This window comes from Streptomyces kaniharaensis, from assembly GCF_009569385.1.
Classification (GTDB): Bacteria; Actinomycetota; Actinomycetes; order Streptomycetales; family Streptomycetaceae; genus Kitasatospora; species Kitasatospora kaniharaensis.
Genome location: NZ_WBOF01000001.1, coordinates 3,017,468 through 3,041,584 on the forward strand (window position 1 = coordinate 3,017,468; position 24,117 = coordinate 3,041,584).

23 protein-coding genes, 1 tRNA gene and 1 pseudogene are annotated in these 24,117 nt (G+C 72.6%); 4 read left to right on the forward strand and 21 right to left on the reverse strand.

What is annotated here, in order from left to right; translation table 11 throughout:
* Positions 1–103: 103 nt before the first annotated feature.
* Entirely contained in the window at positions 104–1,372 is a 1,269-nt protein-coding gene (locus tag F7Q99_RS13795; protein WP_153461541.1) for an SPFH domain-containing protein, read from the forward strand.
* 61 nt (positions 1,373–1,433) lie between these two features.
* On the opposite strand, the gene F7Q99_RS13800 is transcribed toward F7Q99_RS13795, so the two are convergent.
* Positions 1,434–3,623 carry a hypothetical protein gene (locus F7Q99_RS13800; protein ID WP_153461543.1) on the reverse strand — a complete coding sequence of 730 codons (2,190 nt, stop codon included), beginning with the start codon at positions 3,621–3,623 and terminating at the stop codon, positions 1,434–1,436.
* Between the two features lie 5 nt (positions 3,624–3,628).
* A complete protein-coding gene (locus F7Q99_RS13805; RefSeq protein ID WP_153461544.1) occupies positions 3,629–3,955 on the reverse strand; it encodes a hypothetical protein in 327 nt (108 codons plus the stop codon).
* Positions 3,956–4,288: 333 nt separating this feature from the next.
* On the opposite strand from F7Q99_RS13805, the gene F7Q99_RS13810 reads away from it, so the two are divergent.
* Positions 4,289–4,492 carry a hypothetical protein gene (locus tag F7Q99_RS13810; protein ID WP_153461546.1) on the forward strand — a complete coding sequence of 68 codons (204 nt, stop codon included), beginning with the start codon at positions 4,289–4,291 and terminating at the stop codon, positions 4,490–4,492.
* A 60-nt stretch (positions 4,493–4,552) separates the two neighbouring features.
* Here the strand turns inward: F7Q99_RS13810 and F7Q99_RS13815 are convergent, their stop codons facing one another.
* The 8 genes and pseudogenes from F7Q99_RS13815 to F7Q99_RS13850 all read right to left on the reverse strand — a co-directional run bounded on the left by F7Q99_RS13815 (position 4,553) and on the right by F7Q99_RS13850 (position 14,790).
* Positions 4,553–5,557 carry an endo alpha-1,4 polygalactosaminidase gene (locus F7Q99_RS13815; protein ID WP_326846635.1) on the reverse strand — a complete coding sequence of 335 codons (1,005 nt, stop codon included), beginning with the start codon at positions 5,555–5,557 and terminating at the stop codon, positions 4,553–4,555.
* A 22-nt stretch (positions 5,558–5,579) separates the two neighbouring features.
* Positions 5,580–6,272, reverse strand: coding sequence for a spherulation-specific family 4 protein (locus tag F7Q99_RS13820; RefSeq protein WP_153461548.1), 693 nt, complete (start codon positions 6,270–6,272; stop codon positions 5,580–5,582).
* A complete protein-coding gene (locus F7Q99_RS13825) occupies positions 6,269–7,183 on the reverse strand; it encodes an NAD-dependent epimerase/dehydratase family protein (protein WP_326846636.1) in 915 nt (304 codons plus the stop codon). The genes F7Q99_RS13820 and F7Q99_RS13825 overlap by 4 nt, the downstream gene beginning before the upstream one ends.
* Positions 7,184–7,305: 122 nt before the next feature.
* Positions 7,306–8,007, reverse strand: a pseudogene (locus F7Q99_RS13830) (nucleotidyltransferase family protein); the annotation flags it as partial.
* A gap of 69 nt (positions 8,008–8,076) precedes the next feature.
* Entirely contained in the window at positions 8,077–9,069 is a 993-nt protein-coding gene (locus tag F7Q99_RS13835; protein ID WP_153461552.1) for an SDR family NAD(P)-dependent oxidoreductase, read from the reverse strand.
* A gap of 129 nt (positions 9,070–9,198) precedes the next feature.
* Entirely contained in the window at positions 9,199–10,722 is a 1,524-nt protein-coding gene (locus F7Q99_RS13840; RefSeq protein ID WP_153461554.1) for a hypothetical protein, read from the reverse strand.
* Between the two features lie 94 nt (positions 10,723–10,816).
* Positions 10,817–12,322, reverse strand: a complete 1,506-nt coding sequence (gene pelF, locus F7Q99_RS13845; protein WP_153461556.1) for a GT4 family glycosyltransferase PelF — start codon at positions 12,320–12,322, stop codon at positions 10,817–10,819.
* A 116-nt stretch (positions 12,323–12,438) separates the two neighbouring features.
* On the reverse strand, positions 12,439–14,790 hold the full coding sequence (locus F7Q99_RS13850; protein ID WP_195911056.1) for a hypothetical protein: 2,352 nt from the start codon (positions 14,788–14,790) through the stop codon (positions 12,439–12,441).
* 496 nt (positions 14,791–15,286) lie between these two features.
* Between F7Q99_RS13850 and F7Q99_RS13855 the strand changes: the two genes are divergently transcribed.
* Positions 15,287–16,198: a tyrosine-protein phosphatase gene (locus tag F7Q99_RS13855; protein WP_195911057.1), complete on the forward strand. Its 912-nt coding sequence runs from the start codon at positions 15,287–15,289 to the stop codon at positions 16,196–16,198.
* Here the strand turns inward: F7Q99_RS13855 and F7Q99_RS13860 are convergent.
* The 8 genes from F7Q99_RS13860 to F7Q99_RS13890 form a co-directional block, all read right to left on the reverse strand.
* Positions 16,185–17,090, reverse strand: a complete 906-nt coding sequence (locus tag F7Q99_RS13860; protein ID WP_153461560.1) for an RNA polymerase sigma factor SigF — start codon at positions 17,088–17,090, stop codon at positions 16,185–16,187. The genes F7Q99_RS13855 and F7Q99_RS13860 overlap by 14 nt on opposite strands.
* A 144-nt stretch (positions 17,091–17,234) precedes the next feature.
* Positions 17,235–18,074, reverse strand: coding sequence for an RNA polymerase sigma factor SigF (locus tag F7Q99_RS13865; RefSeq protein ID WP_407697854.1), 840 nt, complete (start codon positions 18,072–18,074; stop codon positions 17,235–17,237).
* 282 nt (positions 18,075–18,356) lie between these two features.
* On the reverse strand, positions 18,357–18,650 hold the full coding sequence (locus F7Q99_RS13870) for a Dabb family protein (protein ID WP_326846637.1): 294 nt from the start codon (positions 18,648–18,650) through the stop codon (positions 18,357–18,359).
* A 78-nt stretch (positions 18,651–18,728) separates the two neighbouring features.
* Complete coding sequence (locus F7Q99_RS40375) at positions 18,729–18,893, reverse strand: hypothetical protein (RefSeq protein ID WP_167344920.1); 165 nt, start codon at positions 18,891–18,893, stop codon at positions 18,729–18,731.
* A 446-nt stretch (positions 18,894–19,339) separates the two neighbouring features.
* A tRNA-Ser gene (locus F7Q99_RS13875) sits at positions 19,340–19,429 on the reverse strand.
* Between the two features lie 56 nt (positions 19,430–19,485).
* Entirely contained in the window at positions 19,486–20,007 is a 522-nt protein-coding gene (gene tadA, locus F7Q99_RS13880; RefSeq protein WP_153461562.1) for a tRNA adenosine(34) deaminase TadA, read from the reverse strand.
* A 40-nt stretch (positions 20,008–20,047) separates the two neighbouring features.
* On the reverse strand, positions 20,048–20,623 hold the full coding sequence (locus F7Q99_RS13885; protein WP_153461564.1) for a tRNA adenosine deaminase-associated protein: 576 nt from the start codon (positions 20,621–20,623) through the stop codon (positions 20,048–20,050).
* Between the two features lie 225 nt (positions 20,624–20,848).
* On the reverse strand, positions 20,849–21,097 hold the full coding sequence (locus F7Q99_RS13890) for a hypothetical protein (RefSeq protein WP_153461566.1): 249 nt from the start codon (positions 21,095–21,097) through the stop codon (positions 20,849–20,851).
* 171 nt (positions 21,098–21,268) lie between these two features.
* On the opposite strand from F7Q99_RS13890, the gene upp reads away from it, so the two are divergent.
* Positions 21,269–21,904 carry a uracil phosphoribosyltransferase gene (gene upp, locus F7Q99_RS13895; protein WP_153461567.1) on the forward strand — a complete coding sequence of 212 codons (636 nt, stop codon included), beginning with the start codon at positions 21,269–21,271 and terminating at the stop codon, positions 21,902–21,904.
* Between the two features lie 81 nt (positions 21,905–21,985).
* Here upp and F7Q99_RS13900 read toward each other — a convergent pair whose 3' ends face one another.
* The 3 genes from F7Q99_RS13900 to F7Q99_RS13910 form a co-directional block, all read right to left on the reverse strand.
* Positions 21,986–22,669, reverse strand: coding sequence for a LytR C-terminal domain-containing protein (locus tag F7Q99_RS13900; protein ID WP_153466161.1), 684 nt, complete (start codon positions 22,667–22,669; stop codon positions 21,986–21,988).
* Positions 22,670–22,955: 286 nt separating this feature from the next.
* Positions 22,956–23,252 carry a type II toxin-antitoxin system VapB family antitoxin gene (locus tag F7Q99_RS13905; RefSeq protein WP_030061387.1) on the reverse strand — a complete coding sequence of 99 codons (297 nt, stop codon included), beginning with the start codon at positions 23,250–23,252 and terminating at the stop codon, positions 22,956–22,958.
* Between the two features lie 135 nt (positions 23,253–23,387).
* Positions 23,388–24,044, reverse strand: coding sequence for a rhomboid family intramembrane serine protease (locus tag F7Q99_RS13910; protein WP_153461568.1), 657 nt, complete (start codon positions 24,042–24,044; stop codon positions 23,388–23,390).
* Between the last annotated feature and the right edge of the window lie 73 nt (positions 24,045–24,117).

The following is a 24,117-nucleotide window of genomic DNA, read 5'->3' on the forward strand; positions in this document are numbered from 1 at the left end:
TCCTAAATGTCGCATTTGATGACGTATGACTTAGCCTGACCTGGCACCGCCCGTCAGACCCGGGCCGCTCGTTGCGCGACACACCGACCCCGAGGATCCGTGCATGGACGTCACCCGCGATTCTTCGCAGCGACCCGACCACCTGCCCAGGGCGTTCCCGCCGGCACTGCCGGAACGGTCCGCCGGCGGCGCCAGCGCGCTGACCAGGCCGTCCGCCGTGGCGCCGGCCAGGCGCGACAGGTCGGCCGGCCCTGCCGACGGCCCGCCCGCCGTCGTCCCCGGCCCGACCGTGGCCGACCCGGCGGACCTGTGCGACCCGCTGGAGTCGGCCGCCCCGGAGACCATCGAGCTCCCCGTCGTCACCCCGTCCGGTCGCATCGTGGCCGTCACCTCCCGCCGCCCCCCGCGCGCCGACCACGCGCTGCGCGAGCACCGCGCCGTCGCCCTGCCGGGCTGGATCGCCCTGTTCGCGGTGCTGGTCGGCCTGGCCGCCATCCTGCTGGTGCTCCTGCACGACGGCGTCATCCCGTACTGGGACGCCCTGCCCGACCTGCGCGGCGCCGCCGTACGGGCACATCGTCGGGCCGCGATGGATGCGACGTCGATCGCAGCCCTCGGCACCGCCGGGCTGCTCGTGCTCCACGCCCTCGCCGGGCTGCTGGCCAACGCGGGCGGCGAGACCCGGGTGCTCACCCGCTGGGGCCGCTACCGGGGCACCGTCCGCCGCACCGGCCTGGTCTGGGTCAACCCCCTGCTGCGCCGCCGCCGGGTGGACGTGCGGCTGCGGCACTGGCGCAGCGAGCCGGTCAAGGTGGTCGACCGCACCGGGACGCCGATCGTGGTCCGGCTGCTGATCGTGTGGCGGGTCAAGGACACCGCGCGGGCGCTGCTGGCGATCGAGGACCACGAGAGCTACCTGCGCGAGCAGGTCCAGGCGGTGCTCACCCGGACCGCGTCCATCCTGCCGTGCGACAGCGACGCGGGGGTCGGGCCCGCGCTGCGCGACGGACAGTGGTTCGCCGACGAGCTGACCCGCGCGCTGGCCGCCGAGGCCGCCCCGGCAGGTCTGGAGGTGTACTCGGTGCAGCCGCTGGCGCTGGACTACGCGCCCGAGGTCGCCGAGTCGATGCGTCGCCGCCGGCTGGCCGACCTGGACGCGGGTCTGCGGACGGTGCTGGTGGACGACGCGGTCGAGGCGGCGGCGCTCGCCGTCCGCCGGCTGGAACGGGCGACCGCGCACGAGCTGGACGAGGCCGCTCGCAGCGCGCTGATGGAGCAGCTGCTGGTCGCCTTCGTCGCCCCGGCCGGAGTGACGGCCTCGGTGCCGCCCCCGGCCGCCCGGGCCGGACGGAAGGAACGACGGCCTGCGTAGGAAGGCCCCCGGCCTGCTCCGGGCCCCCGGCGGCGTGCTGCTGCCGGGGCCCGGTCCGTGCTCAGCCGCCGGTCCGGCCGAGGGCCGCGGCGGCGTCGGTGCGACCGGTGTTGTAGATGCTCCGCAGCTGCTGCTTGTCCCAGTCGGCGGCGAGGCCGTCCGCGTCCGGGTGGCCGTGCTCGCGCCGCCACTGCTCGACCATGGCGGCCACACCCTCGTGGCCGCTGCGGCCGTCGGCGCCGGTGAGGGTGTTCCGCTCGATCCGGCCGGCCGCGGCGGCGTCGATCGCGTCGAGGGCGCCGCCCTGCCACTCGGCGATCCCGGCGGCGAGGATCCGCTGGGTCAGCTCGCCGAGTCCGGGGACGGGGACGAGCTTCAGCGGGGCGCCGACCCCGGTGTACAGGCCCTTGGCCTTCCAGGCGGCGATCTTGGCGGCGTCGTCGCGCTGGTCGAGCACCGCGTCGGCCTGGACGGCGTCGAGCACGCCGAGGACGACGGCGGAGTCGGCCATCAGGCCCTTCCACTCCGCGGCGGGGGCGTTGGCCGGGAGTGCGCCGAGCCGTTCCGCGATGTACGTCAACTCGGCCTGCTGGAGCCGGTGGTGGGCGTCGGGAAGGTCGGCGAGGCCGCGTAGGACGCGGATCAGCGGGCCCTTCTCGACGGCCGTCCGGACCTCGCCGGTGCGGTCGTCGGTCCACACCCCGGCGGCGGCCGCGGCGGCGTGCTCCCGGACGGCGCGGCTGACGCCGGAGAGGACGGCGTGGGTGTCGGCGGCGTAGTCGGCGAGCGCCGCGGCGACGGGGACGTGCAGGCCGGTCGGGAGGTGCTCGCGGCCGATGCCGCGGTCCAGCAGGGTGACGGTGTCGCGCAGCACCCGGGCCTGGGCGGGGGTGTGGTGGTGCGGGTCGGGGCAGCCGCCCGTGGCGGCGGCCTGGATCGCGAGGCCGAGGGCGTGGTGGCCCCGGACGTGGGCACCGGCCACCAGCTCGTCGGGCCAGCGGCGGTCGTGCAGGAGGTAGGCGAGGTGGTCGCCGCGCCGAGGGTCGCCCGGGTCCAGGAAGGCGGTGGCGGCTCGCGGGTTGTGGCCGAGGGCGGCCAGGAGACCGGCCACCGGGTCGCCGCCGCGGCCCTCGCCGAGGTGGTCCCAGGCGGGCTGGGTGGCGTCCGGTGCCCAGACGAGCTGCGGAGGCACCCTGGCGGCGCGTTCGGCGGCCAGCAGGCTCTCGCCGTAGGCGGTGAGGAAGCCGGGCGCGTACCGGCCGCCGCGCAGCAGGGCGCTCATCAGGTGGTAGCCGGTGGGCATCGGGCCGCTGCCGGGGCGGGTCAGCTGCCGTGGGCCGAGGCGGATGACCTCCTGCTCCCAGGCGCGCATGGCCGGGTCGGCGCCGTGGGTGGCGGTGCCGAGAACGGCGCCGAGCGAGGCCTGGAGGCGGCGGAGGGCATCGGTGCGCGGGCGGCCGGAGCGGCCGGACAGCGCGGGGTCATTGAGGTCGCGCCAGAGCTCCAGGACGGGCTGCGCGCCGAGCGTGGTCGCGAACCTGGTGGCGAAGGCGGGGTCGTCGGCGTGGGCGGCGAGCAGGGCGTCGAGCCGGGCCAGTTCGTCGGCGGTGAGCGCGTCGCGCCTCGCGGCCAGGGCGAGGGCGGCGCCGAGGTCCGCGCGGGCCTGCCGGGCCTCGGCGAGGGTGTGGCAGCCGTCCGGGCCGAAGGGGCTGTCGGCCGGGGCGGGCGGGGCGGAGCGCAGCGCCCAGGCGGCGGCCTCGTCGGCCTCGGTGGCGCTACGCAGGACGGACTCGATGCGCCCGGCCAGCTCGGCGACGGTCCGGCGCCGTTCGGGCAGGAAGACGGCTCGGTACTCGGGCTGGTGGCGGGCGGACTCGTCGTCGTGCAGCGGGTGGACGTCGGTGACGCCGCCGGTGGGGGAGATCCGCAGGTGGGCGGCGGGTGCGTCCTCGTCGGCGAGCCGGACGAGCTGCCGCTGGGCGTCGGCGAACTGGCGGGCGGCGTCGGCCAGCAGGGCACCGAGGTCGGCGGACTCCCGGCCAGCGGCCGTGAACTGCCCGGCCACCTCGGCGATCAGCGCACGGGCCGCGGCCGCCGCCTCGCCCTCCCAGCCCGCGGCCAGCGGGCCGGCGACGTCGGCGGAGAGCCGGTCGCGCAGGCCCAGGTACCGGCTGCGCAGGGCGGTCCACTCCTCGGCGGCGCTGGTCAGGCCGTCGAGGCGGGTGGCGCGGACGGTTTCGTAGCTCAGCACCGAGGTCACTCCTCGCCGGTCAGGGCGCTCTCGGTGGCGGCGTAGCGGGCGCCGGTGGTGCGCAGGCGGTGGGCGAGTTCGTGCAGGATGCCGCCGAGGGCGGCCACCTGGTCCTCCCAGCGGGCGGCACGGGTGCGTAGCTCGGGGCCGGTGCGCCAGCCGTCCAGGGCGGCGCGGGCGGCGGTGGTGTGCTCGCGGGCGGTGCCGTCGGCGGCGGTGAACCCGGCGTGGAGTTCGTCGACCGTCCCGGCGTGCGCGAAGAGGTCGGCGGGGGAGACGGCGAGGGTCCCGGTGGCGGGCAACAGGCCGTCCCGGGCGGGGTTTTCGGGCATCGGGCCCCCGGTGCTGCGGGTGGGTCGCTCGGGCACGACCCATGGTGGCCCGGGAGCGCCCGCAGGGCGTGCGCACGCCACCCGGACGGGCGGCGCGTGTGGTGCCTGCGGGGCGTGCGGCAGTTCGTCACGCGGACGCTTCGTCCGGCAGCGCCGTCCGTTCCGGGTGGTGTCCGGTCATGATCGCCGCCAACCGGGCTGCGCCGGGCGCTACTCCGTGCTTCGCAAGGACTTCACGAGCCCGTCGCGCCGCCGTTGCAAGCGAGGGCGGCCGGGTGCCGGAGGAGGGTCCGGGGTGTCGGGCGGGCGGCCGGATTCGTTAGAGTCCGTGCCATGGCTGACAACGACTACGACTCCGCCGGAAGCACCCAGATGTTCCGGGCGTTCGTCGACGAGGCCCCGGCGGCTCCGGCACCGGGCTCCGTCTCCACCTACGGCAGCAGCAGCAGTAGCGGCAGCCGCACCGGCGTCATCGCGCTGGTCGCCGTGCTCGGTCTCGCCGTGCTGGCCGGCGTCATCTGGCTGGCGGTCAAGTGACCCTCGCGCGGGTGGCCCTCGTCCGGGTCACCCGCGCGACGGGAGGCCGCGGTGCGCGGCTCAGCAGGGCTTGCGCCAGGCGTTCAGTTCGAGCTTCTTCTGCATCGAGCTGAAGCCGAGCGACTTGGCCTTCGCGCAGAACTGGTCCGTGTCGACCTTGTACTCGACGTGGAACACCGCCTTGCCCGCCCTGACGAAGGGCGCGACCCGGTCGCACTCGTCGAACTGCGAGCACTCCTCGTTGACCGCGAAGTCGAAGTCGTTGATCAGCGCGGGGATCTGGTCGAGGTCGTTCTTCAGGCCGATCGCCAGTCCGCGCTCGTGCGCCAGCTCGGCGAGCATGCGGTTGTACCTGATCTGGTCGTCACCGGTGAGCGGGAAGCCGCTGTTCTGGTTGTAGGCCTCGATGGTGTCGGGCTCGATGGCGTCGAAGCCCTTGCTCCTGCACATGTCGAAGCGGGCGGCCATCAGCGGCCTGAGCTCGTTGATCTTCCGGATGTCGAACCACTTCTCGCCCTTCCAGCCGGTGTCGGACCCCTGGAGGGCCTTGGCGAAGGTGGCCGAGTCGGGGCGGAAGTTCTCCCAGGAACCGGCGTTGATGTAGCAGATCACCTTGCGGCCCTTGGCGTGCAGCGAGGCGACCACCGACGCGTCGTTCTCGAAGCCGTCGATGTCGTAGACCGGGACGTCCACCGACTGGTCCACGCCGCCGCCGAGTTGCCACTGCCAGGCGAGGCCCGGGGTGGGCTGCCAGCGGGCGCCGGCCGGCTGCTGGGCGGGGGTGCTGCCGCCGGGAGTGCCCGGGGCGGAGGACGGGGCCGGGGCGGACGGCGTGCCGGTCGCGGTGGGCGTGCTCGGCGCGCTCGGAGTGGCCGGGGTGCTCGGGGCGCCGGTGGCACTCGGCGTTCCGGGAGTGCCGGGGGCGGTCGCCGCGGGCGGATTGCTCGGGGTGTCCTCGGCCGAGGGGTCCTTGTCGTCCTCCGAGCCGGAGCTGCTGCACGAGGTGGCTAACAGGGCTGTGGTGAGGGCGACGGCGGCCAGGAGGGGCCGGGTACGGCGGTTCACGGTTGTCGAACTCCGGATCTGGTCAGGTCAGTTCAGCGGCGGTCAGACCGTGGGGAAGGGTGCTCCAGGGGTTCTCCCCGGAGCCCGGGACGGCGCAGCCGACGCCGGCCCGGCGGGCGGCGATCAGCGCGGTGACGTCCGACGCGTGGTCGGCCGGGACGTCGTACACCAGGTGGCAGAAGCGGGAGGGCGCGTGGCGGGCGGTCCACAGCGGGAGGGTCATCTCGCGGTAGGCCTGCCAGGTGCCCTCGAAGGTGACGAGGAGGTCGGCCAGGCCGACCTCGGCGTACCCGGGGTCCGGGTGCTTGCCGTGGCCGAACACGACGGTGCCGCAGCCCGCGGCCCGCGCCGCGGTGGCCAGCCGCCGGTAGTGCGCCAACGCGCCCGGGTGGCAGGCGACTTGGTCGAGATAGACGCCGGTGATGCCATGACGCTGACGATACGTCAAAATGTCGGCCACCACTGCCGCATGGGGCCGACGGCCGTAGTCGGTGTCCGTGTAGCCGACCAACGGCAGGCCGGCGGCCCGCAGTTCTTCCGCGGCCTCGGTGAAGACGTGGTCCGGGGTGTCGCCCGGGCCGTCGGCGAGGTTGAGCACGACGGCGGCGATCCGGCTCGGGTCGGCGGCGGCGACCGCCCGCCAGGCCGCCGGGTCCACCGCGGGGTGGACGTACAGCGGCACCAGCAGGCGGCCGTCGGGGGTGGTCCCGGTCATCCGGCGACCGGGGCGGAGTCGGGCTCGGTGCTGAGCCAGAGGTCGCGCAGGGTGTCGGCGAGGTCGGTCTCCGGGTGCCAGCCGAGCTCCCGGGCGGCGGCCGACACGTCGGCCTGCTGCCAGGAGACCGCGGCCGAGCGCTCGGAGCCCGCCCCGCTCTCGTCGATCCGGCCGGTGAAGCCGGCCGCCGCGACCAGGCCGTCGGCGATCGCCCGGACCGGCTTGGCCCGCCCGGAGGCGAGGTTGAGCACCCGGGGGAGCGGACGGTCCGCGGCGGCGGCCAGGCCGACCGCGCGGGCGATGTCCCGGGCGTCGACGAAGTCGCGGTAGGCGGAGAGGTCCCCGACCTCGACCACGCCGTCGGCGCCCTCCGGGGCCACCCGGCGCAGCTCGGCGGCCAGCCGGCCGGGCAGCGAGCCCGCCGGTGCCCCCGGGCCGACCGGGTTGAACACCCGCAGCACCACCGCGTCCAGCGGCGAGCCAGCCACCGCGAGGGAGCCGGCCAGCTTGGTCGCGCCGTACACGCCGACCGGGCGGGCGTCGGACTCCTCGGACAGCGAGCTGCCCGCCTCGCAGACGCCGTACTCGCCGGCCGAACCGATGTGCACCAGCCGGGCCTTCGGGGCGCCGAGCTGCAGCGCCTCGCAGAGCACGGCCGGACCGCGCGCGTTCACCTCGGCGAGCTTGACCGCGCTGCCGGCCACCGCGCCGGCGAAGTTGACCACCACGTCGGGGGCCAGCGCGGCCAGTTCCTCGCCGAGCGGGCCGGCCTGGGCGGTGGCCAGGTCCAGCCGGAGGTCGTGAGCGGGCCGCCGGCCCGCGGTCAGCACGGTGGCACCGGGCAGCGACCGCAGGACGGCGGTGGCGTGGCGGCCGAGGAAGCCGTCCCCACCGAGAAGCAGGATCCTCACGCGGCCCGTCCGTCACTCTCGCTGCCCGCGGCGGCGGGCTCGTCGACGGCGTTCGGCGCGGTGCGGGCGGCCGGGATCGGCAGCTCGGCGACGCCCGGCGCGGCGCCGGTGGTCTCGAAGGGCATCAGGACCGAGCGGATGTCGGCGAACTCGGCGTTGGCCCGGTCGTAGTCGTCCGGGCGGCCGATGTCGAGCCAGTAGCCGCCGAAGTCGTAGGAGGACGGCGGGGTGTCGGCGGCCAGCAGGTCGAGCACCAGCTCGTCGAAGCCCAGCGGCAGGCCCGGGGTGTACTTGGCGAGCGCGGAGCGGGACACGCCGTACACGCCCATCGAGACGCGGTAGTCGATGCTCGGCTTCTCCTGGAATCCGGTGATGCTGCCGGACTCGGTGGTGAGCACGCCGAAGTCGATCTTGACCTGGCGGGCGTAGGTGGCGATGGTCAGCGGCGAGCCGGACGCCTCGTGGTGCTTGAGCACCCCGGCGAAGTCCAGGTCGGTGAGGATGTCGCCGTTCATCACCAGGAAGTGCTCGGGCAGCCGGTCCTGCATGGTGAGCAGCGGGCCCATGGTGCCGAGCGGGCTGTCCTCGACGGCGTAGCCCACGCGCAGGCCCCACTGGGAGCCGTTGCCGACGTACGCGCGGATGATGTGGCCGAGGTGGCCGATGGCCAGGGTGACGGTCTTGAAGCCCGCGGCGGCGAGCTGGCGCATCACGATCTCCAGGATCGCGTGCTGGTCGCCGATCGGAACGAGCGGCTTGGGAAGCGCGGTGGTGTACGGGCGGAGACGGACGCCCTTACCGCCGGCCAGGATCACTGCATGCATTTTTTCCCCCACGGAAGGATGTGCAGGACACGAACCTTGACAACGAGGCTGGCTGGGTCGGTGCGGCGGTCAGACGTTGTAGATGTCGGTCTTGTAGCGGGCCAGGTTGGCCGGGTCCCGGAAGAACTCGATGGTCTGCTCCAGGCCCTGCTCCAGCGTGAACTCGGGCGCCCAGCCGGTGGCCTTGCGCAGCCGGGTGGCGTCCGCGACCAGGCGCATGACCTCGGAGTTGGCCGGACGGATGCGCTGCTCGTCCTCCTTGACCACCAGGTCGACGCCCATCAGCTTGCCGACCAGGGTGACCAGGTCGCCGACCGAGATCTCGCCGCCGGTGCCGGCGTTGAAGGTCTTGCCGACCACGGTGTCGGCGGGCGCGGTGCCGACCGTGCGGAAGGCGTTAGCGGTGTCCTTGACGAACGTGAAGTCGCGGGTCGGGCGCAGGTCGCCGAGGGTGATCTCGGTCTCGCCGGCCGCGACCTGGGCGATCACGGTCGGGATGACGGCGCGCATCGACTGGCGCGGGCCGAAGGTGTTGAACGGGCGCAGGGTGACGACCGGGGTCTCGAAGCTGGCGTGGTAGCTGTCGGCCAGCCGGTCCCCGCCGGCCTTGGAGGCGGCGTACGGGGACTGGGTGTTGATCGGGTGGTCCTCGGTGATCGGCACGGTCTGCGCGGTGCCGTACGTCTCGCTGGTCGAGGTGTGCACCAGGCGCGGGATGTCCAGGTGGCGCACCGCCTCCAGCACGTTCAGGGTGCCGGTGACGTTGGTGTCGACGTACGAGTGCGGGGCCCGGTAGGAGTAGGGGATGGCGATCAGCGCGGCCAGGTGGTACACCGCCTCGGTGCCCTTGACCAGGCCGTTGACCGAGCCCGGGTCCCGGACGTCGCCGAGGACGATCTCGACCGAGTCCAGCACCTCCCGGGGCAGGGTCTCCAGCCAGCCGAAGGAGGAGAAGGAGTTGTACTGGACCATCGCGCGGACGTGGTGACCGTCGGAGACCAGGGTCTCGACGAGGTGGGAGCCGATGAAGCCCTCGGCTCCGGTAACCGCGACGCTGCTCATGCGTGATTCGCTTTCTCGTTCTCGGATGTGACCGGGCGCTCTGTGGTGGCCCGGCCGTGGTGACTCAGCTGTGACCGGTGATGCGGGTCCAGCTGTGCACGTGGTTGGGTCGTGCGGGTGTTTCGGTGTTCAGCGATGCTGGGTGGTGCGGCCGAGCACGGGCCCGGCGATGGCGGTGAGGACGAAGGCGGCCGTCCCGCAGCCGATCAGCTGCAGGAGGGTCGGATCCACACCGGTCAGCAGCCCGGCGCTCTCGGCACCCGCGGCGGCCAGACAGATGAGGGCGGTGCTCCAGCTGAGCCCGAAGGCGTTCAGCAGCAGCGCCAGCCAGAGCGAGCCGCCGAGGAGCAGCAGCGCGCCGAGCTGCGGGACGCCGAGCGCGGGGGCGCCGGGCCACAGCACGGTCGCGGCGGCGTCCAGCGCGGCCACGGTGGTGAGGTAGATGAAGAGGCAGCCGAGCAGCACCCCGCCGGTCCGCCGGGTGAACTCGGCCGAGGTGTGGCTGGTCCGCAGCGCGGCGACGGCCATCGCCCGGTAGCGGAAGAGCAGCCACTCGGCGAGCCCGAGGCTGAGCGTCAGCGCGATCATGGCCGGGCCGGTCGGCGTGGTGCTCGCGCCGTGCGCGGCACCGGTCCTGACGGCCTGGTGGATGGTCACACCGAGACCGGCGATCAGGGTGAGCGTGCCGCAGGCCAGGCCGAACAGCAGGTGCGGGATCTCCTGGCGGATCTGCAGCTTCAGCGCGACGGCGTCCTTGCCGTCCTTGTCGCGGCGGATGCAGAACAGCAGCTCCCGGGCGGCCAGTCCGACCGCGAGGAGCAGCGAGGCCAGCAGGACGACGGTCCGGACGACCTGCGGGACGTCCACCGCGAGCACCACGCCCGCGCCGACCGAGGCCGGCGCCAGTGCCACCAGCAGGAACTTCTCCCGCCCGAGCACCAGCAGCACGGTCGCCGCGCCCAGGTAGGCGGACTGCCCGGCGGCGAAGCACAGCGAGCTGAACGGACCTCCGACCACGTACGCGACCGTCGCGGCGATCAGCGCGCCGACCGGCGCCCCGATCGCCAGGCAGACCGCGGCGTCGCGACGCCGGAGCCGGCTGAGCCAGCGGTACGCGCGGTGCGCGAGCGCCTGGTTGAAGGCCCAGCTGGTGAGCGTCGCGAGGGTGAGCGCGAGCATGCCGGAGGGCAGGCCGAAGCGCATCCGGGTGGCCGCGAACAGGTTGGTGCCGAGCAGGTAGCCGAGCCCAGGCAGGGCGAACACCAGGCCGCGCACGACGCAGCGCCAGGGGTCGGCCCGCCAGGGGTTGGCGAACTCGGAGCTCGGGCCGGGGTAGCGCCGCTCGACCTTCTCGAACAGCTCCTCGGCGAGGGTGAAAGCGTCGGGCCGGCCGTACAGGAGCGCGGCCTGCTCGTCGGAGAGGCCGTCGGACTCCAGGATGGCCGCGATCTCGAAGGGGTGGACGGCGTCGGCGCAGATGTCCTGCAGCCGCTCGGCGAGCTCGTCCAGCGGGTCCGCGGAGAGGCCCAGCTCCTCCGCGGGCGCCGGCTGGGCGGGCAGCGACGGACGGCGGCGCTTGAGCGGCAGGGTGCGCAGCTGCACCGTCCGCTCGGAGCCGCCCTCGTCGGGCACCAGACGGATCGGACCACTCATGCGCCCACCTCTCCCCCGGCCAGGGCGGCCGGGAGGTGCCCCCACCGCTCGGTAGCCGCTTCGCGGTACACGCACCTCCTGATGATTCGCTCGCTCATGCCCCCACCTCGCTCGGCTGGGCTCGGGCGACGAGCTGCTGGTCCCAGTCGGCGGGGACGTTCTCGGCGGCGACGACGCCGCTCGGCATCCAGCGGGCGGTGCCGAGGAGTTCGGTGTAGATGCCGCGGAAGCCGTCGATGTTCTGGCGGAGCGTGAACTGCTCGATGACCCGCAGCCGGGCCTGCTCGCCGAGCCTGCCGCGCCGTTCGGGGTCGCGCAGCAGCTCGATCGCGGCGGCGGCCATCGGCTCGGGCTCGCGCGGCGGGACGACCAGCCCGGTGTCGCCGACGGCCTCGCGCACGCCGCCCACGTCGGTCGAGACGGTCGCGCGTCCGCAGGACATCGCCTCGATCAGGGTGAACGGGAAGCCCTCGCTGATGCTGGAGAGCATGACCACGTTGCCCGCCGCGTAGGCGTCGGTGATGTCGGCGACGCGGCCCTCGAAGGCCACCGAGTCGGCTATGCCGAGCTCGGCGGCCAGGGCTATGCAGCCGTCCCGGTACGCCTCGCCGCCCTTGGGGGTGCCGCCGAAGAGCCGCAGTCGCGCCTCGGGGATCTCGCGTCGGACGATGGCGAAGGCCCGGATCAGGGTCTCCAGGTCCTTGATCGGGTCGACCCGGCCGGCCCAGCTGAGGGTCGGGGTCTGCGGCTCCGGGCCGGCGGGCGGGAAGGCCGTCGGGTCCACGCCGTTGTAGACGGTCCGGATGTTCGCGGACGGGGTGCCGCCGCGCTCCTCCCAGCGCCGGTTGTACCGGTTGCCGGGGGTGACCAGCGCGGCCTGACGGTAGCTCTCCTCGGCGAGCATCCGGTAGAAGCCGAGCAGCAGCGCCTTGACCGGCCACCGGTACGGACCGGTGCGGTAGCCGAGGTAGCGCTCGCGCAGGTAGATGCCGTGCTCGGTGAGCAGAAACGGTACGCCGTACTGCTGAGCGGCGATCAGCCCGGGCAGGGTGGCGAGGCCGCCACTGGCCGCGTGGGCGACACCGTTCGTCGGCGGCTCGACCGAGAGCGGGCGGAGCGCGTGCTCCAGCAGGTCGGTGGCGTTCAGGGCGTCGTGGAGGGTGGGCCGGGAGACGGCCGTGGGGAGGTAGTCGCGGGTCCAGACGTGCTGGAGGGTGCGCAGGGCGCGCTCGCTGCGCAGCGCGGGGCTGAGCAGCCCGCGCCGGGCGAGGTCGGCGAAGCCGTACAGCTCGGTGCCGAAGTGCGTGGTGTAGACGGGGTCGAGGATGGAGTGGAGGAAGCGCTCGTACGCGTTGAGGAAGCGCCGCATCTCGCGGCCGCGCGGCGCCCTCGCCTCGGCGGCGGGGCCCCACAGCGGTGCGGTGGTGACGGACCGCACGTTGGCGGGCAACTCCCAGGCCAGTGGTTCGTGACCGGTTCCGGTGACGGCGATGATGTCGAAGTCGACGTCGGGCATGCCTTGAACGAGCTGGTCGCACCAGACGCTCACGCCGCCGTGCTGGTGCGGATACGTCCCCTCGGTGAGCAGGGTGACGCGCATTCCTGTCCCCCCTCCTGTTCTTGCGTCGGGCGTCCGTTCCGGGTGGCCGGAACGGGAGCCGTGGCAGGGCCGGGCCGGGGTTCGCCCGGCCAGGCCCCGCCAGCGGGTGTTACGTGTTACCGGTTGCCGGACTGTCCGGCGTGCTTGCGATCGCGCTCGGCCGTCCCCCCGGAGGCCTTGGCGTTCTTCGCGGCATCGGCGGCGTTGCCGTTGCCGTTCTTCACGACGCCCTTGCCGGGCACCGGGGTTCCGCTGCCGGGGACCAGGGACGGAGCCTTGGTCCGGGTGGTGTCGCTGGGACCGACGGGGACCGGGGTGGCGACACCCTGCGGCACCGTCTTGTCGGTCGTCGCCGGGGCCGTGACGGACTTGGCCGCGACGTTCGGAGCGACGGCGGCCGGGGCCGCCGGGGCGGAGCCCGAGGACAGCTGCAGCGTGACGCTGCTCTGCAGGGAACCGGGTGCCACCCAGCCGGACAGCGTACCGGCGTAGGCGGAACCGAAGGCGGTCGAACCGATGGCCAGCTTCTGAGTAGTTCCCGTCGGCATGGTGGCCTGGACCTGAACACCGGACGGCGCGTTGACCGTGACGGTGTTGCCCACCTTGTAGGCGGTGACCTGGCCGGAGGCCAGGGCCGCGTTCCAGGCCGCGCGCTTCTGGAACTCCTGGCCGATCTCGCCCTCACCGAGGTTCATGATCGGGGTGTTGTCGGTGTAGAGCGAGCGGTAGGTGCCGAGGATCTTCTCCAGCACCGGGTACAGGATCCGGCCCTCGGAGAGGTTCGACTGGTGGATGAAGTGCGGCCGCGGGTCGTTGTTCATCACGTGGCCGAGGTCGATCCGGGCCTCCAGCGGCACGATGTACGACTGGTAGCCGGTCGCGGTGTCCAGCGGCTTGGGCAGGCAGGTCGAGTTCGCGTTGTTCTCGCAGATCCCGCTGCCGCCGTTGGCCTTGCTGGTGTAGATCCAGTTGTACTCGTCGGCCTCCTCCACCGCCGAGCCGGCGTTGTAGAAGACGTTCATCGGGTAGCGCGGCACGGTCAGCGTCGACGAGCCGACGGCCCGCTGGGCGGGCTCGCGGGAGGCGTCGCTGCCGGTGAACTTGATGCCGTTGGCGGCCAGCGCCGGCGCCAGGTTCGGGTTGTCGCTGGTCTCCTGCGGGGCGGTCAGCAGACCGGAGTGCTCGCCGGTGACCAGGACGTTCGGGTCGACGTGGAGACCGTTCTTCGTGGCCCAGTCGAAGTTGTTCTTGATCTGGGTGTTGATCGTGTTCTGGTCGACCCAGACCACGTTGCCCGTGGCGTCCTTGGTGCAGCGCCACGGCACCACGCTGACGTCCTGGACGCAGCCCAGGTACGGGTGGGTGTAGGTGTGGTTGACCCAGCGGTAGCTGGTCTGGTCGGCGATCATCTGGCTCGACGTCGGGTCGACCGTGGCGCTGTGGTCGGCCTTCCAGTCCTCGCTGCCGCCACCGTTGAACACCATGTCCATGGTGAAGTTGTTGGCGGCCTGCCACTGCTTGGCGTACTGCGCGTCGGCGGCCGTCATCCGGATCGGGTTTCCGGTGTCCGGCGTGCCGGGCGGGCAGGTGACGTCACCGGGGGTGCACTTCAGCGTGGTGGACCAGCGGTCGTCCGCCAGGAAGACGTCGTCCACGTGGGCCGCGAAGTAGTTGCGGTCGTAGCCGAGGTGGACACCCTGGGTGATCCAGTCGACCATGCCGCGGGCCAGCAGCCGGTACTGCTGCTGGTACTGGTTGTAGACGAACGTGACGACCAGTTCCTTGCGGCCGTCGTGGGTGTACTCGCCGACCAGCGAGCCGCGCGCGGTGCTGTTCGGGATCGGGGCGTCGACCAGCGGCGTGAACGAGGCGCCGGCCGGCAGGCCGGCCATCGGGGTGGCCAGGTAGCCGTAGCTCTCGCTGACGTTCGGGTCGTTGTCCTCGAACGGGACGCTGCCCTTCAGGTAGCCGAACGGGCCCGAAGTGCCGGCCGCGGTGGTGGCTCCCTGGAAACCGTCCAAGGTGCCTATGTAACCGGGATTCTGGGCCCAGTTCAGACCCACCGCCGGGCTGGCGAGCGTGTACGCGTCGATCTGGCGGACGTTGAAAGCCGCCTCGTACGTCGCGATCGCCGTCATCTCGGCCGGCGAGTTGGTGAAGGGGTTTTCGTTGGGCAGCACGATGCCCTGGTACTTACCCCGGGGGGTCCCGTTGACCGTGTCGCTGAGGAAAGCGGCGTTGATCACCGGACGGTTGGGGTCGCTCAGGCTGACGACCTTGTACGGGGTGCCCTGGCTCTTGAGCTCGGCGGTGATCGCCGCGACGGACGGGCCGCCGTCGTCGATGACCAGGACGGTGAGATCGATCCTGACGGGCGTGGTGTCGCCGTGAGCCAGGGTGGTCTGCAGGCCGCTGGCCAGCAGAACTGCCGCCGCGCAGGCGGCAACTCTTCGGGTCGCTCGACCCATGGTGATCCTCCCCTTGGGACAGGCGCTTCCGCGGCTCGGCGCTCGCCTGCCCTGTAGCTGTTCGCGGGCAGCAGGCTGCCCGGCGCCCATCCTGGTCGAGGGTCGGCTCGGCAAGGGACCAATTGGGCGAGAGTGCAGCAAACCTGTTACCAACGTTCATGGCGATGCCATGAAGGCGCTGATTGTGACCGGAACGGGACCGGCCATGCAAATGATGAATTGAAAATGAAAAAACGGAGCCTGAGCGCTACGCGTCGTTACCAACCGTGGTTACCAGCCGGGGACATGGGTGGGTCGGCGGGACACCTACACTGTGGTCGTTGCGCATGACACTCTTGCACATCTTGCCGATCCAATGGGCAGGTTCATGCAATATCGGGCACCGGTGTGGCATGTGACGGTCCGAATATGCAATGGAGGCGCCGGCGTGACCGATCAGCGGACCGAGGTGGGGGCAATCGGCGGTGGGCGGAATGCGTCGCCGGAGCCGGACGGAATGCCCCAGGTAGGGCGCAGTCTCGGGCTGCGCGGCGCGCTCAACGCCCGGGACCTGGGCGGCTATCGGACCGCGGACGGAAGGGTCCTTCGACCCGGTACGGTCCTGCGCAGCGATGGCCTGAACCATGTCACCGCGGACGACCTGGACACGCTTCAGGCCCTGGGGCTGCGCCACGTCGTCGACCTCCGCAGCCTCGACGAGGTCCGCGAGGCGGGGCCGGACCGGCTTCCCGGCCTCCCGCCCGCCGAGCTCGCCGGGGACCTCCCCGCGGGCACCACGATGACCGTCGAGTCGGCCTCGGGCGACGGCGTGACCTTGCACCATCTCCCGGTGTTCGCCGAGGAATTCGACATCTACGTAACACTTCGCGACGCCCTGGCCGACCGCAGCCCGGAGCGGCAGCGCGCGCTGCTCGGCGACGGCCGGGCCGCCGCGATGATGACCGGCCTCTACCGCTGGTTCGTCACCGACCCGGTGGCCCGGGAGCGCTTCGGCACCGTGCTGCGCCTCCTCGCCGCCCCGGACGGGCCGCCGCTGCTGTTCCACTGCTCGGCCGGCAAGGACCGCACCGGCTGGGTGGCGGCACTGCTGCTGACCGCCCTCGGGGTCGACCGCGAGACCGTCCTCGCCGACTACCTGCTCACCAACGAGCGGTCCGCCCCGATCGTCGGCCGGGTGATGGACGACTTCGGCACCCGCGGCCTGATGCGCGAGCCGGAGCTGCTGCTCCCGGTGTTCCGGGCCGACCCCGGCTACCTGGCGGCGGCCTTCGCCGAGGTCGAGGCCGGCTGGCCCGACTTCGGGGCGTTCTGGCGGGACGGTCTCGGGCTGGACGACGACGTGCTGGCGGGCCTTCGGGCCAACCTGCTGGACGGCGACGAGCCCGGGGCCCGGCTCAGCCCTCGCTGATCAGGCCCTCACGGAGCTGGGTGAGGGTCTTGGTGAGCAGCCGGGAGACGTGCATCTGGGAGATGCCGATCTCCTCGCCTATCTGCGACTGCGTCAGGTTGCCGAAGAACCGCAGCATGATGATCCGGCGCTCGCGCGGCGGCAGCTTGGCCAGTAGCGGCTTGAGCGACTCCCGGTACTCCACGCCCTCCAGCGCCAGGTCCTCGTAGCCGAGCCGCTCGGCCAGCGGCCCGTCGCCGTCCTCCTCGCCGGGGCTGGAGTCGAGCGAGCTCGCGGTGTACGCGTTGCCCACCGCGAGGCCCTCGACCACGTCCTCCTCGCTGACGCCGAGGCAGGCGGCCAGCTCGGCGACGGTGGGGGAGCGGTCCAGCCGCTGGGCCAGGTCGTCGCCCGCCTTGGTGAGCGCCAGCCGCAGCTCCTGGAGCCGCCGCGGCACCCGGACCGACCAGCTGGTGTCCCGGAAGAACCGCTTGATCTCGCCGACCACGGTGGGCATCGCGAAGGTCGGGAACTCCACCCCGCGCTCCGGGTCGAACCGGTCGATCGCCTTGATCAGGCCGATGGTGCCGACCTGGACGATGTCCTCCATCGGCTCGTTGCGGCTGCGGAAGCGCGCGGAGGCGTACCGGACCAGCGGCAGGTTGAGCTCGATCAGGGTGTCGCGCACGTAGGTGTGCTCCGCGCTGCCCGGCGCCAGGTCGGCCAGTCGCAGGAAGAGCGAGCGGGAGAGCGTGCGGGTGTCCAGCCCGGCGCCGGGTTGTGCCTGCGCGGGCGCCTCGGGGACGGGCGGCGCTTCGGATGGCCCCCGCTGCAGCGGGACCCGGTCCTCGGCGACCGCGGTGCCGTTGGCCTGACCAGCGTGGATCTCCGCAGTGCCCAGCTCTCCGGACATGCACCCACCCCCTTGTGACTGACGGATGAACGGGCGCCGACGCGCGGACGTTCCCGGCGACGGCCTTCCCCCTCCATACCGGCACACGATCGTCGGCAAACCCGAAGGTCGCAAGATGTCACTTGGTGGTAACGCGGAGCGACCTCATTCTTCCCAGGAGTTGCCGGTCCGAAGCCTCGTCAGGATGCGCGAGAGCAACCGGGAGACGTGCATCTGGGACATCCCCAGCTCGGTGCTGATCTGGGACTGGGTCAGGTTGGCGAAGAACCGCAGCATGACGATCCGGCGCTCCCGTTCGGGCAGCTGGACCAGCAGGTGACGGACCATGTCGCGGTGTTCGACCTCGGCCAGCGCGGAGTCCTCGTAGCCGAGCCGGTCGAGCAGGGCGAGCCCGCCCTCGTGCTCCTGCGCCGCCTCCAGGGAGGCCGCGTTGTAGGCCCGCCCGGCGTCCAGGCAGGCCCGGACGTCCTCCTCGGGGATGCGCAGGCTGGCGGCGATCTCGGGCACCTTGGGGGCCCGCCCGTGGAGCACCGTCAGCTCCTCCATCGCGCCGCTGACCTGCACCCACAGCTCCTGCAGCCGGCGCGGGACGTGCATGGTGCGGACGTTGTCGCGGAAGTAGCGCTTGATCTCGCCGAGGATGGTCGGCAGGGCGTAGGTGGGGAACTGCACCCCGCGGCTGGGGTCGAACCGGTCGATCGCGTTGATCAGGCCGATGGTGCCGACCTGGACGACGTCCTCCATCGGCTCGCTGCGGCTGCGGAAGCGGGTGGCCGCGTAGCGCACCAGCGGGATGTTGATCTCGATCAGCGCGGCCCGGACCCGCTCCCGCTCGGGGGCGTCCGGGGGCAGTTCCGCCAGCCGCTCGAACAGCACCCGGGTCAGCGTCCGGACGTCCACCGCCGGACGGCCGCCGGGGCCGCGCAGACGGTCCGGCCGAAGCTCGCCGGCCGGGCTGATGATCCCCGCCAGCACCTCGTCCACGGGCACCACCCCTCCCAAAGTCGACTACGGCGGGACCTGCGGATCGGGTGTCGCGGCTGGTTCACCACCTCGCCACGTCCGGCAAAACCGGTCATAGCATCACAAGGTGGGCGCAGGTCGGGCAAGCACCCGACGGAGGTGTGTTGGTTGCGGTGCCGGTCCTTCGCCGGGCCCGCCGGCGGGGCGCCGTGAGGGCCGTTCCGGTGTCGGGAGGGGCGCCCCGCCCGGGGCCCGGGCGGGGCGCCGTGGTTCGTCCGGGGACAAGCCCGGGCGGACGGGGGCTCAGACCTCGATGTCGGCGATCACCCAGGTGGCGAACTCGCGCCAGAGGCCGGCCGCGGCCTGGTGGGCCGGGTGGGTCAGGTAGGCCTGGAGCGCGTCGCGGTCCTCGACCAGGCTGTTGATCGCGTAGTCGTACGCGATGTCGCGCTCGGTGGTGTTCCAGCCGCACTCCCACTCGCGCAGCTCGGGGATCAGCGAGCCGAGCTCGGCGAACGCCTTGGCGCCGGCGAGCGCGCGCTCGTCGTCCTTGCTGACGCCTTCGTTGAGCTTGAACAGGACCAGGTGCCGAATCACGATGCCGCTCCTCGCGGACGGGGGTGGAAAGTCCCGCCCACCGTAACGGGTGCGCCGGGCACGGATCACCGCCGCCCGCTACTTGATCAGCCCGGTCATGAAGGTGCCGACCGCCTTGGCGGCGTTCGAGATGCCCTCGAAGCCCAGTTGGACGAGTTCGGCGGAGCGGGCGGGTGAGGTGATGATCGAGTAGAGGACGAAGATGAGCAGGAGGACCATGCCGATCTTCTTCGCCTGCGCCATCGGGTGACCTTCCTCCCTGCTTTGGCCGCCGTCATCCGGTCCCCGAGCGGCCGTGCAGGGGCAGCTTATCCACCGGACGGGCTATCAAGTGTGCGACGCGTTGGCCCGGCGGGACGAAGGTCCCCGCGGGTGGGGCCTTTCTCCGGATGCCCGCGTGCGACCTCGGCGGCAGGATGGTCGATGTGCCGAGGACCTGGCAGGAGTCCCCGGTGCGTGGATCCGGAGCTCCCCGCTGTGGGACCGGGTGTCGCGGCTTCCCCCGATGCGGCACCGGTTGTGGGACTCCGCCGGGGGAGCGGCCGGCCCCCCGAACCGCTCCCCCTCCAGGCTCCGTACTCGTTGAGGGTGTTGGTGGTCATCGGCCCGGAGAGCGGAGCCGTTTCCGCGTTCGAGGGTGCGTGGAAACGCCGAGGGCCCGTCCGGATCGGACGGGCCCTCGGGATTCGTGGCGGTAGCGGTGGGATTCGAACCCACGGTGGAGTTGCCCCCACACACGCTTTCGAGGCGTGCTCCTTTGGCCGCTCGGACACGCTACCGAGGGGAACTCTACCGGACGGGTGGCGCGGTCACGAAATCCGTATCCCGACCGACCTCAGCGGTGGGTGTCGAAGAACTCGCGCAGCTGCTCGCCGCATTCCTCGGCGAGCACGCCCCAGATCACCTCGGGCCGGTGGTTGAGCCGGCGGTCGCGCATCACGTCGAAGAGCGAGCCGGCCGCGCCGGCCTTCTCGTCGAGGGCGCCGTAGACCACCCGGTCGATCCGGGACAGCACGATGGCGCCCGCGCACATGGTGCAGGGCTCCAGGGTGACGACCAGCGTGCAGCCGCTGAGCCGCCATTCTCCGGTCTTCTCGGCGGCCTGCCGGATCGCGACCACCTCGGCGTGCGCGGTCGGGTCGCCGACGGCCTCGCGCTCGTTGTGGCCGCGCCCGATCACCTCGCCGTCCGGGCCCAGGACGAGCGCCCCGACCGGGACGTCCCCGGTGGCCGGCGCCAGAGCGGCCTCGGCGATGGCCAGGCGCATCGGCGCCGCCCAGCGGTCGCGGACCGGGTCGGGGCGGACGGGGGCGGGCAGCGGGGCGATCAGGGGGGCTGCGGGGGATGCGGACTGCATGGCATCCAGTGTCGGGTATCCGGCGGAGGACACCCGCCACCTACCGGACCGCCTCCAGGACCTCGCCGCAGCCCAGGGCCTCGGCGATCTCCTCCAGGGCGTCGCCCGGCACCGCGCCCTCGCCGCTGAGGGCGAGCAGCTCGTCGGAGGGCAGGCCGAACTCGGTGAGCAGGTGGGAGTCGCCGAGCGGTCCGACCGGGACGCCGCCGTGCGGGCCGGCGTCCTCGTTGGCCTCCTCGTCCAGGCTCTCCGCGGCCTCGCCGTCCTCCAGCTCGACGACCAGGTGGTCCAGGTCGCCGAACTCGCTCTCGCCGGCCTGGTCGACCAGCTCGTCGGTGAGGACGGAGCCGTAGGAGCTGCGGGCGGCGGTGGCGCCGTCCGACACGAAGATCCGCGGATCCTCCTCGCCGTCCACCCGGACGATGGCGAACCAGGCGTCCTCCTGTTCGATGAAGATCAGGACGCTGTCGTCGTCCTGCGCGGCGTCGCGGGCCAGGTCGGTCAGATCGGCCAGGGTTTCGACGTCGTCGAGCTCCGTCTCGCTCACATCCCACCCGTCCTCGGTGCGAGCAAGCACTGCAGCGAAGTACGCCACCAGGGACACTCCCAAGATCATCGGTCTCGGTTGTCGGCACGCACGGCGACTCGAACATCTGGCCGCCCCCGCGCCAGAGGCGGTCCGCTGTTCGGACCGTCCCATCGGAATCGTGACAGAAAGCCCGCCCTTGCGGGGGGTGTTCGGCAGCGCGTCTTTGCAGGTCGTGTCGGAAGGGTTGGCCGGCGGCCGGTGTGGCGCGACCGGGGCCGTCCCAAGCCCGCCGGGAGCCCGCCGGACCCCGTGTCAGATCCGGAAGGTTCGCATCCGCATCGCCTCGCGCATCCGCCGCTCCTTGGTCCGGCGGGGCTGGACCCGCTCCCGCAGCTCCCGCGCCTCGGCGAGTTCGCGGAGGAAGAGGGCCCGCCGTTTGCGGCGCTCCGACTCGGTCTCCGGGGGGTCCTGCGGCGGGCCCGGACGGCTGCCCGACGGGCCTCTGGGCTGCTCCGTCGAGCCGTCCCCGGCCTTCGGGTTGCTCGTCATAAGACGTGACATTCCCAGAACGGTCCGGTTGATACCACAGCACCCGGTTCCGTCCGGACATTCGCGGTGCGTCACGGCGTGTCACGCCCGAGTGAGACCGGACCCCCTCCGGTAGGCCGTTCCGGGGGGCGGCGGGCCCGCGGCGAGTCGTACGGGCGTCCGGGACCGGGCTAACCTCGGTACATGCGTCTCCACGTCGTCGACCACCCCCTGGTCGCCCACAAACTCTCCACCCTGCGCGACGAGCGCACCGACTCGCCGACCTTCCGTCGCCTGACCGACGAGCTGGTGACCCTCCTCGCCTATGAGGCCACCCGGGACGTCCGCACCGACGCGGTGGAGATCACCACGCCCGTGGCGGTCACCACCGGCACCCGGCTGAGCTACCCGCGCCCGCTGGTGGTGCCGATCCTGCGGGCCGGTCTCGGCATGCTGGACGGGATGACCCGCCTGCTGCCGACCGCCGAGGTGGGCTTCCTCGGCATGGTGCGCAACGAGGAGACCCTGGAGGCCTCCACGTACGCCACCCGGATGCCGGACGACCTCTCCGGCCGCCAGGTCTACGTGCTCGACCCGATGCTGGCCACCGGCGGCACCCTGGTCGCGGCGATCAGGATGCTGATCGAGCGCGGCGCCACCGACGTCACCGCGGTGGTGCTGCTGGCCGCGCCCGAGGGCGTCGAGGTGATGAAGCGGGAGCTGGCGGACCTGCCGGTCACCGTGGTCACCGCCGCGATGGACGAGCGGCTCAACGAGAACGGCTACATCGTCCCCGGCCTCGGCGACGCGGGCGACCGCCTGTACGGCACCGCCGGCTGAGCCGGATCCCCCGAACGGACGAGAGCCCCCCGGCGGATCGCCGGGGGGCTCCCTTGTTCGTCCGCGAGGTCCGGCGGAGGGTCAGCAGGTGCCGGTGGCGCTCGGCGTGGGGGACGGCTTGGTGGCCAGCGCGAGAGCGGCGGCGGCCTGGGTCTCGTCCAGCAGGGCGTTGTAGCTGTCGCCGATGACGAAGTCCACGCTGGCGTCGGTCCGGGCGTCGGCGGTGGCGGTGGCCCCGGCGATCTGCGAGGTGAGCAGGGTGGAGGCGCCGGCGCCGGCGGGGCCGGCGATCACCTGGGCGGTGCCGGGCACCTTCTTGTCCAGCTCGGCGGGGGCGTTGCCGACCTTGCCGATGGCGAAGCCGCGCTTCTTGAGCTCCTCGGCGGTCCGCCCGGCCAGGCCGGACTTGGTGGTGGCGTTGTAGACGTTCACCGTGACGGCGGCCGGCTGAGGGATCGCGTGCGGGTCGCCGGGGGCGGCCGCGGGGGCGCCGGAGGCGGCGGGCGCGCCCGGCGAGGCGGCCGGGGTGGGGGCGGCCAGCGCCTTGCCGGACGGCGTGGCGCAGGCCTGGGCGCTGCTGTGCCTGTTCTTGCCGGTGAAGATGTCGTAGAGCTGCACGCCGCCGAGGCCGATCAGAGCCAGCGCGAGCAGTGCCGCGAGCCCGGCGATCACCTTGCGGCTCTTCCTCGGCGGCCGGCCGAGGCGCGGATAGGCGTTGCCGGTGATGCGGTACTGCTTCCCCTTGAGCCCTTGGGGAGTCAACATGCTCACGGTTTGTCTCCCCCTTGTGCCGGGGCGGGGTCGGGATGACGGTGGGTCGGCCGGTGACGGGAGCGCCTCCCGCCCGAAGGCTGGGGGAGGATCCCCTGGTCGCGGCCGTAGTCAGCAGATTAGTGCCGGATGCCCGTGAAGGTACTAAATGATCATCGACTGGAGTACCCCGGTACCCGAAAGGAGGTACCGGAGGGGTGCCCGGACGCCCGGGTACGACGGGACCGCCCTTCGCCGGGGTCGGCGAGGGGGCGGTCCGGAAGCAGGCTGACGGAGCCCGTCACTCCATTTCGAGGACGCGGGCGTGCAGCACCTGGCGCTGCTGCAGCGCGGCCCGTACGGCCCGGTGCAGCCCGTCCTCCAGGTAGAGGTCGCCGTGCCACTTCACCACGTGGGCGAAGAGGTCCCCGTAGAAGGTCGAGTCCTCGGCCAGCAGGGTTTCGAGGTCGAGTTGTCCCTTGGTGGTCACCAGCTGGTCGAGCCGCACCGGACGCGGGGCGACGTCAGCCCACTGGCGGGTGCTGGTACGGCCGTGATCCGGGTACGGCCGCCCGTTGCCGATGCGCTTGAAGATCACACGGAAAGCCTACCGTTTGGGCGGCGGATGGCGCAGCAGCCGCGTCGCCGCCGCGCGCGTCGCCGTGAACCGCGGGTGGACGTTTGTGGCTGTTTTGCAGGAAATGTCGCGAACATTCGCTGTGCCCCGGGTGGCCTAGAGGCCCAGGTCGTCCAGCTCCTTGAGCAGGGCGGCGTTCGGGCTGCTGCTGCTCGGCGCGGGTACGGGCGCGGGCTTCGGGGCGCCGCCGCGGAGCAGCCAGGCGGCGGAAAGCCCACCGATCAGCCCGCCCAGGTGGCCCAGCCAGCTGACGCCCGGGGAGCCCGGAAGGATGCCGATCAGCAGGTACGAGTAGATCGCGGCGACGACCACACCGATCGCCGCGTCCAGCAGGTTGCGGTCGAGGACCCCGCGCAGCACCACGTAGCCGAAGTAGCCGTAGACCATGCCGCTCGCCCCGGCCGTGACCGTGCCCGGGCTCTCCAGCAGCCAGACCGTCAGGCCGCCGGACACCGCGATCACCAGGCTGGCCAGCAGGAACCTGCGCATGCCCCGGTAGGCGGCGAGGAAGCCGAACACGAACAGGGGCCAGGAGTTGGCCTCGATGTGGCCCCAACTGTTGTGCAGGAGGTGCATGGTGAACATCTCCGGCAGCTCGTCCAGCCGCTGCGGGCGCAGCCCGAAGTCCCGGGAGAGCCGGTAGTCGTCCAGCCAGTTCACCAGCTGCACCGACCATATGACGGCCTGGATGCCGAGCATCGTGAACAGCGCGCGGCGGGAATCGGAGAGCAGACGGGCGAGGTTGGAGGCCATGACCCGACTGTAGGGGCCGCGGATCGGGAGGTGCACCCCATGGGACGTGCACCCCATTACATTGAGTCGGTCA

Coding starts and splice junctions, on each gene's coding strand:
- F7Q99_RS13795 (WP_153461541.1), top strand. CDS start 104: ATGGACGTCACCCGCGATTCTTCGCAGCGACCCGACCACCTGCCCAGG.
- F7Q99_RS13805 (WP_153461544.1), bottom strand. CDS start 3,955: ATGCCCGAAAACCCCGCCCGGGACGGCCTGTTGCCCGCCACCGGGACC.
- F7Q99_RS13810 (WP_153461546.1), top strand. CDS start 4,289: ATGGCTGACAACGACTACGACTCCGCCGGAAGCACCCAGATGTTCCGG.
- F7Q99_RS13820 (WP_153461548.1), bottom strand. CDS start 6,272: ATGACCGGGACCACCCCCGACGGCCGCCTGCTGGTGCCGCTGTACGTC.
- F7Q99_RS13835 (WP_153461552.1), bottom strand. CDS start 9,069: ATGAGCAGCGTCGCGGTTACCGGAGCCGAGGGCTTCATCGGCTCCCAC.
- F7Q99_RS13840 (WP_153461554.1), bottom strand. CDS start 10,722: ATGAGTGGTCCGATCCGTCTGGTGCCCGACGAGGGCGGCTCCGAGCGG.
- pelF (WP_153461556.1), bottom strand. CDS start 12,322: ATGCGCGTCACCCTGCTCACCGAGGGGACGTATCCGCACCAGCACGGC.
- F7Q99_RS13850 (WP_195911056.1), bottom strand. CDS start 14,790: ATGGGTCGAGCGACCCGAAGAGTTGCCGCCTGCGCGGCGGCAGTTCTG.
- F7Q99_RS13855 (WP_195911057.1), top strand. CDS start 15,287: ATGCCCCAGGTAGGGCGCAGTCTCGGGCTGCGCGGCGCGCTCAACGCC.
- F7Q99_RS13860 (WP_153461560.1), bottom strand. CDS start 17,090: ATGTCCGGAGAGCTGGGCACTGCGGAGATCCACGCTGGTCAGGCCAAC.
- F7Q99_RS40375 (WP_167344920.1), bottom strand. CDS start 18,893: ATGGCGCAGGCGAAGAAGATCGGCATGGTCCTCCTGCTCATCTTCGTC.
- tadA (WP_153461562.1), bottom strand. CDS start 20,007: ATGCAGTCCGCATCCCCCGCAGCCCCCCTGATCGCCCCGCTGCCCGCC.
- F7Q99_RS13885 (WP_153461564.1), bottom strand. CDS start 20,623: ATGATCTTGGGAGTGTCCCTGGTGGCGTACTTCGCTGCAGTGCTTGCT.
- F7Q99_RS13890 (WP_153461566.1), bottom strand. CDS start 21,097: ATGTCACGTCTTATGACGAGCAACCCGAAGGCCGGGGACGGCTCGACG.
- upp (WP_153461567.1), top strand. CDS start 21,269: ATGCGTCTCCACGTCGTCGACCACCCCCTGGTCGCCCACAAACTCTCC.
- F7Q99_RS13900 (WP_153466161.1), bottom strand. CDS start 22,669: ATGTTGACTCCCCAAGGGCTCAAGGGGAAGCAGTACCGCATCACCGGC.
- F7Q99_RS13910 (WP_153461568.1), bottom strand. CDS start 24,044: ATGGCCTCCAACCTCGCCCGTCTGCTCTCCGATTCCCGCCGCGCGCTG.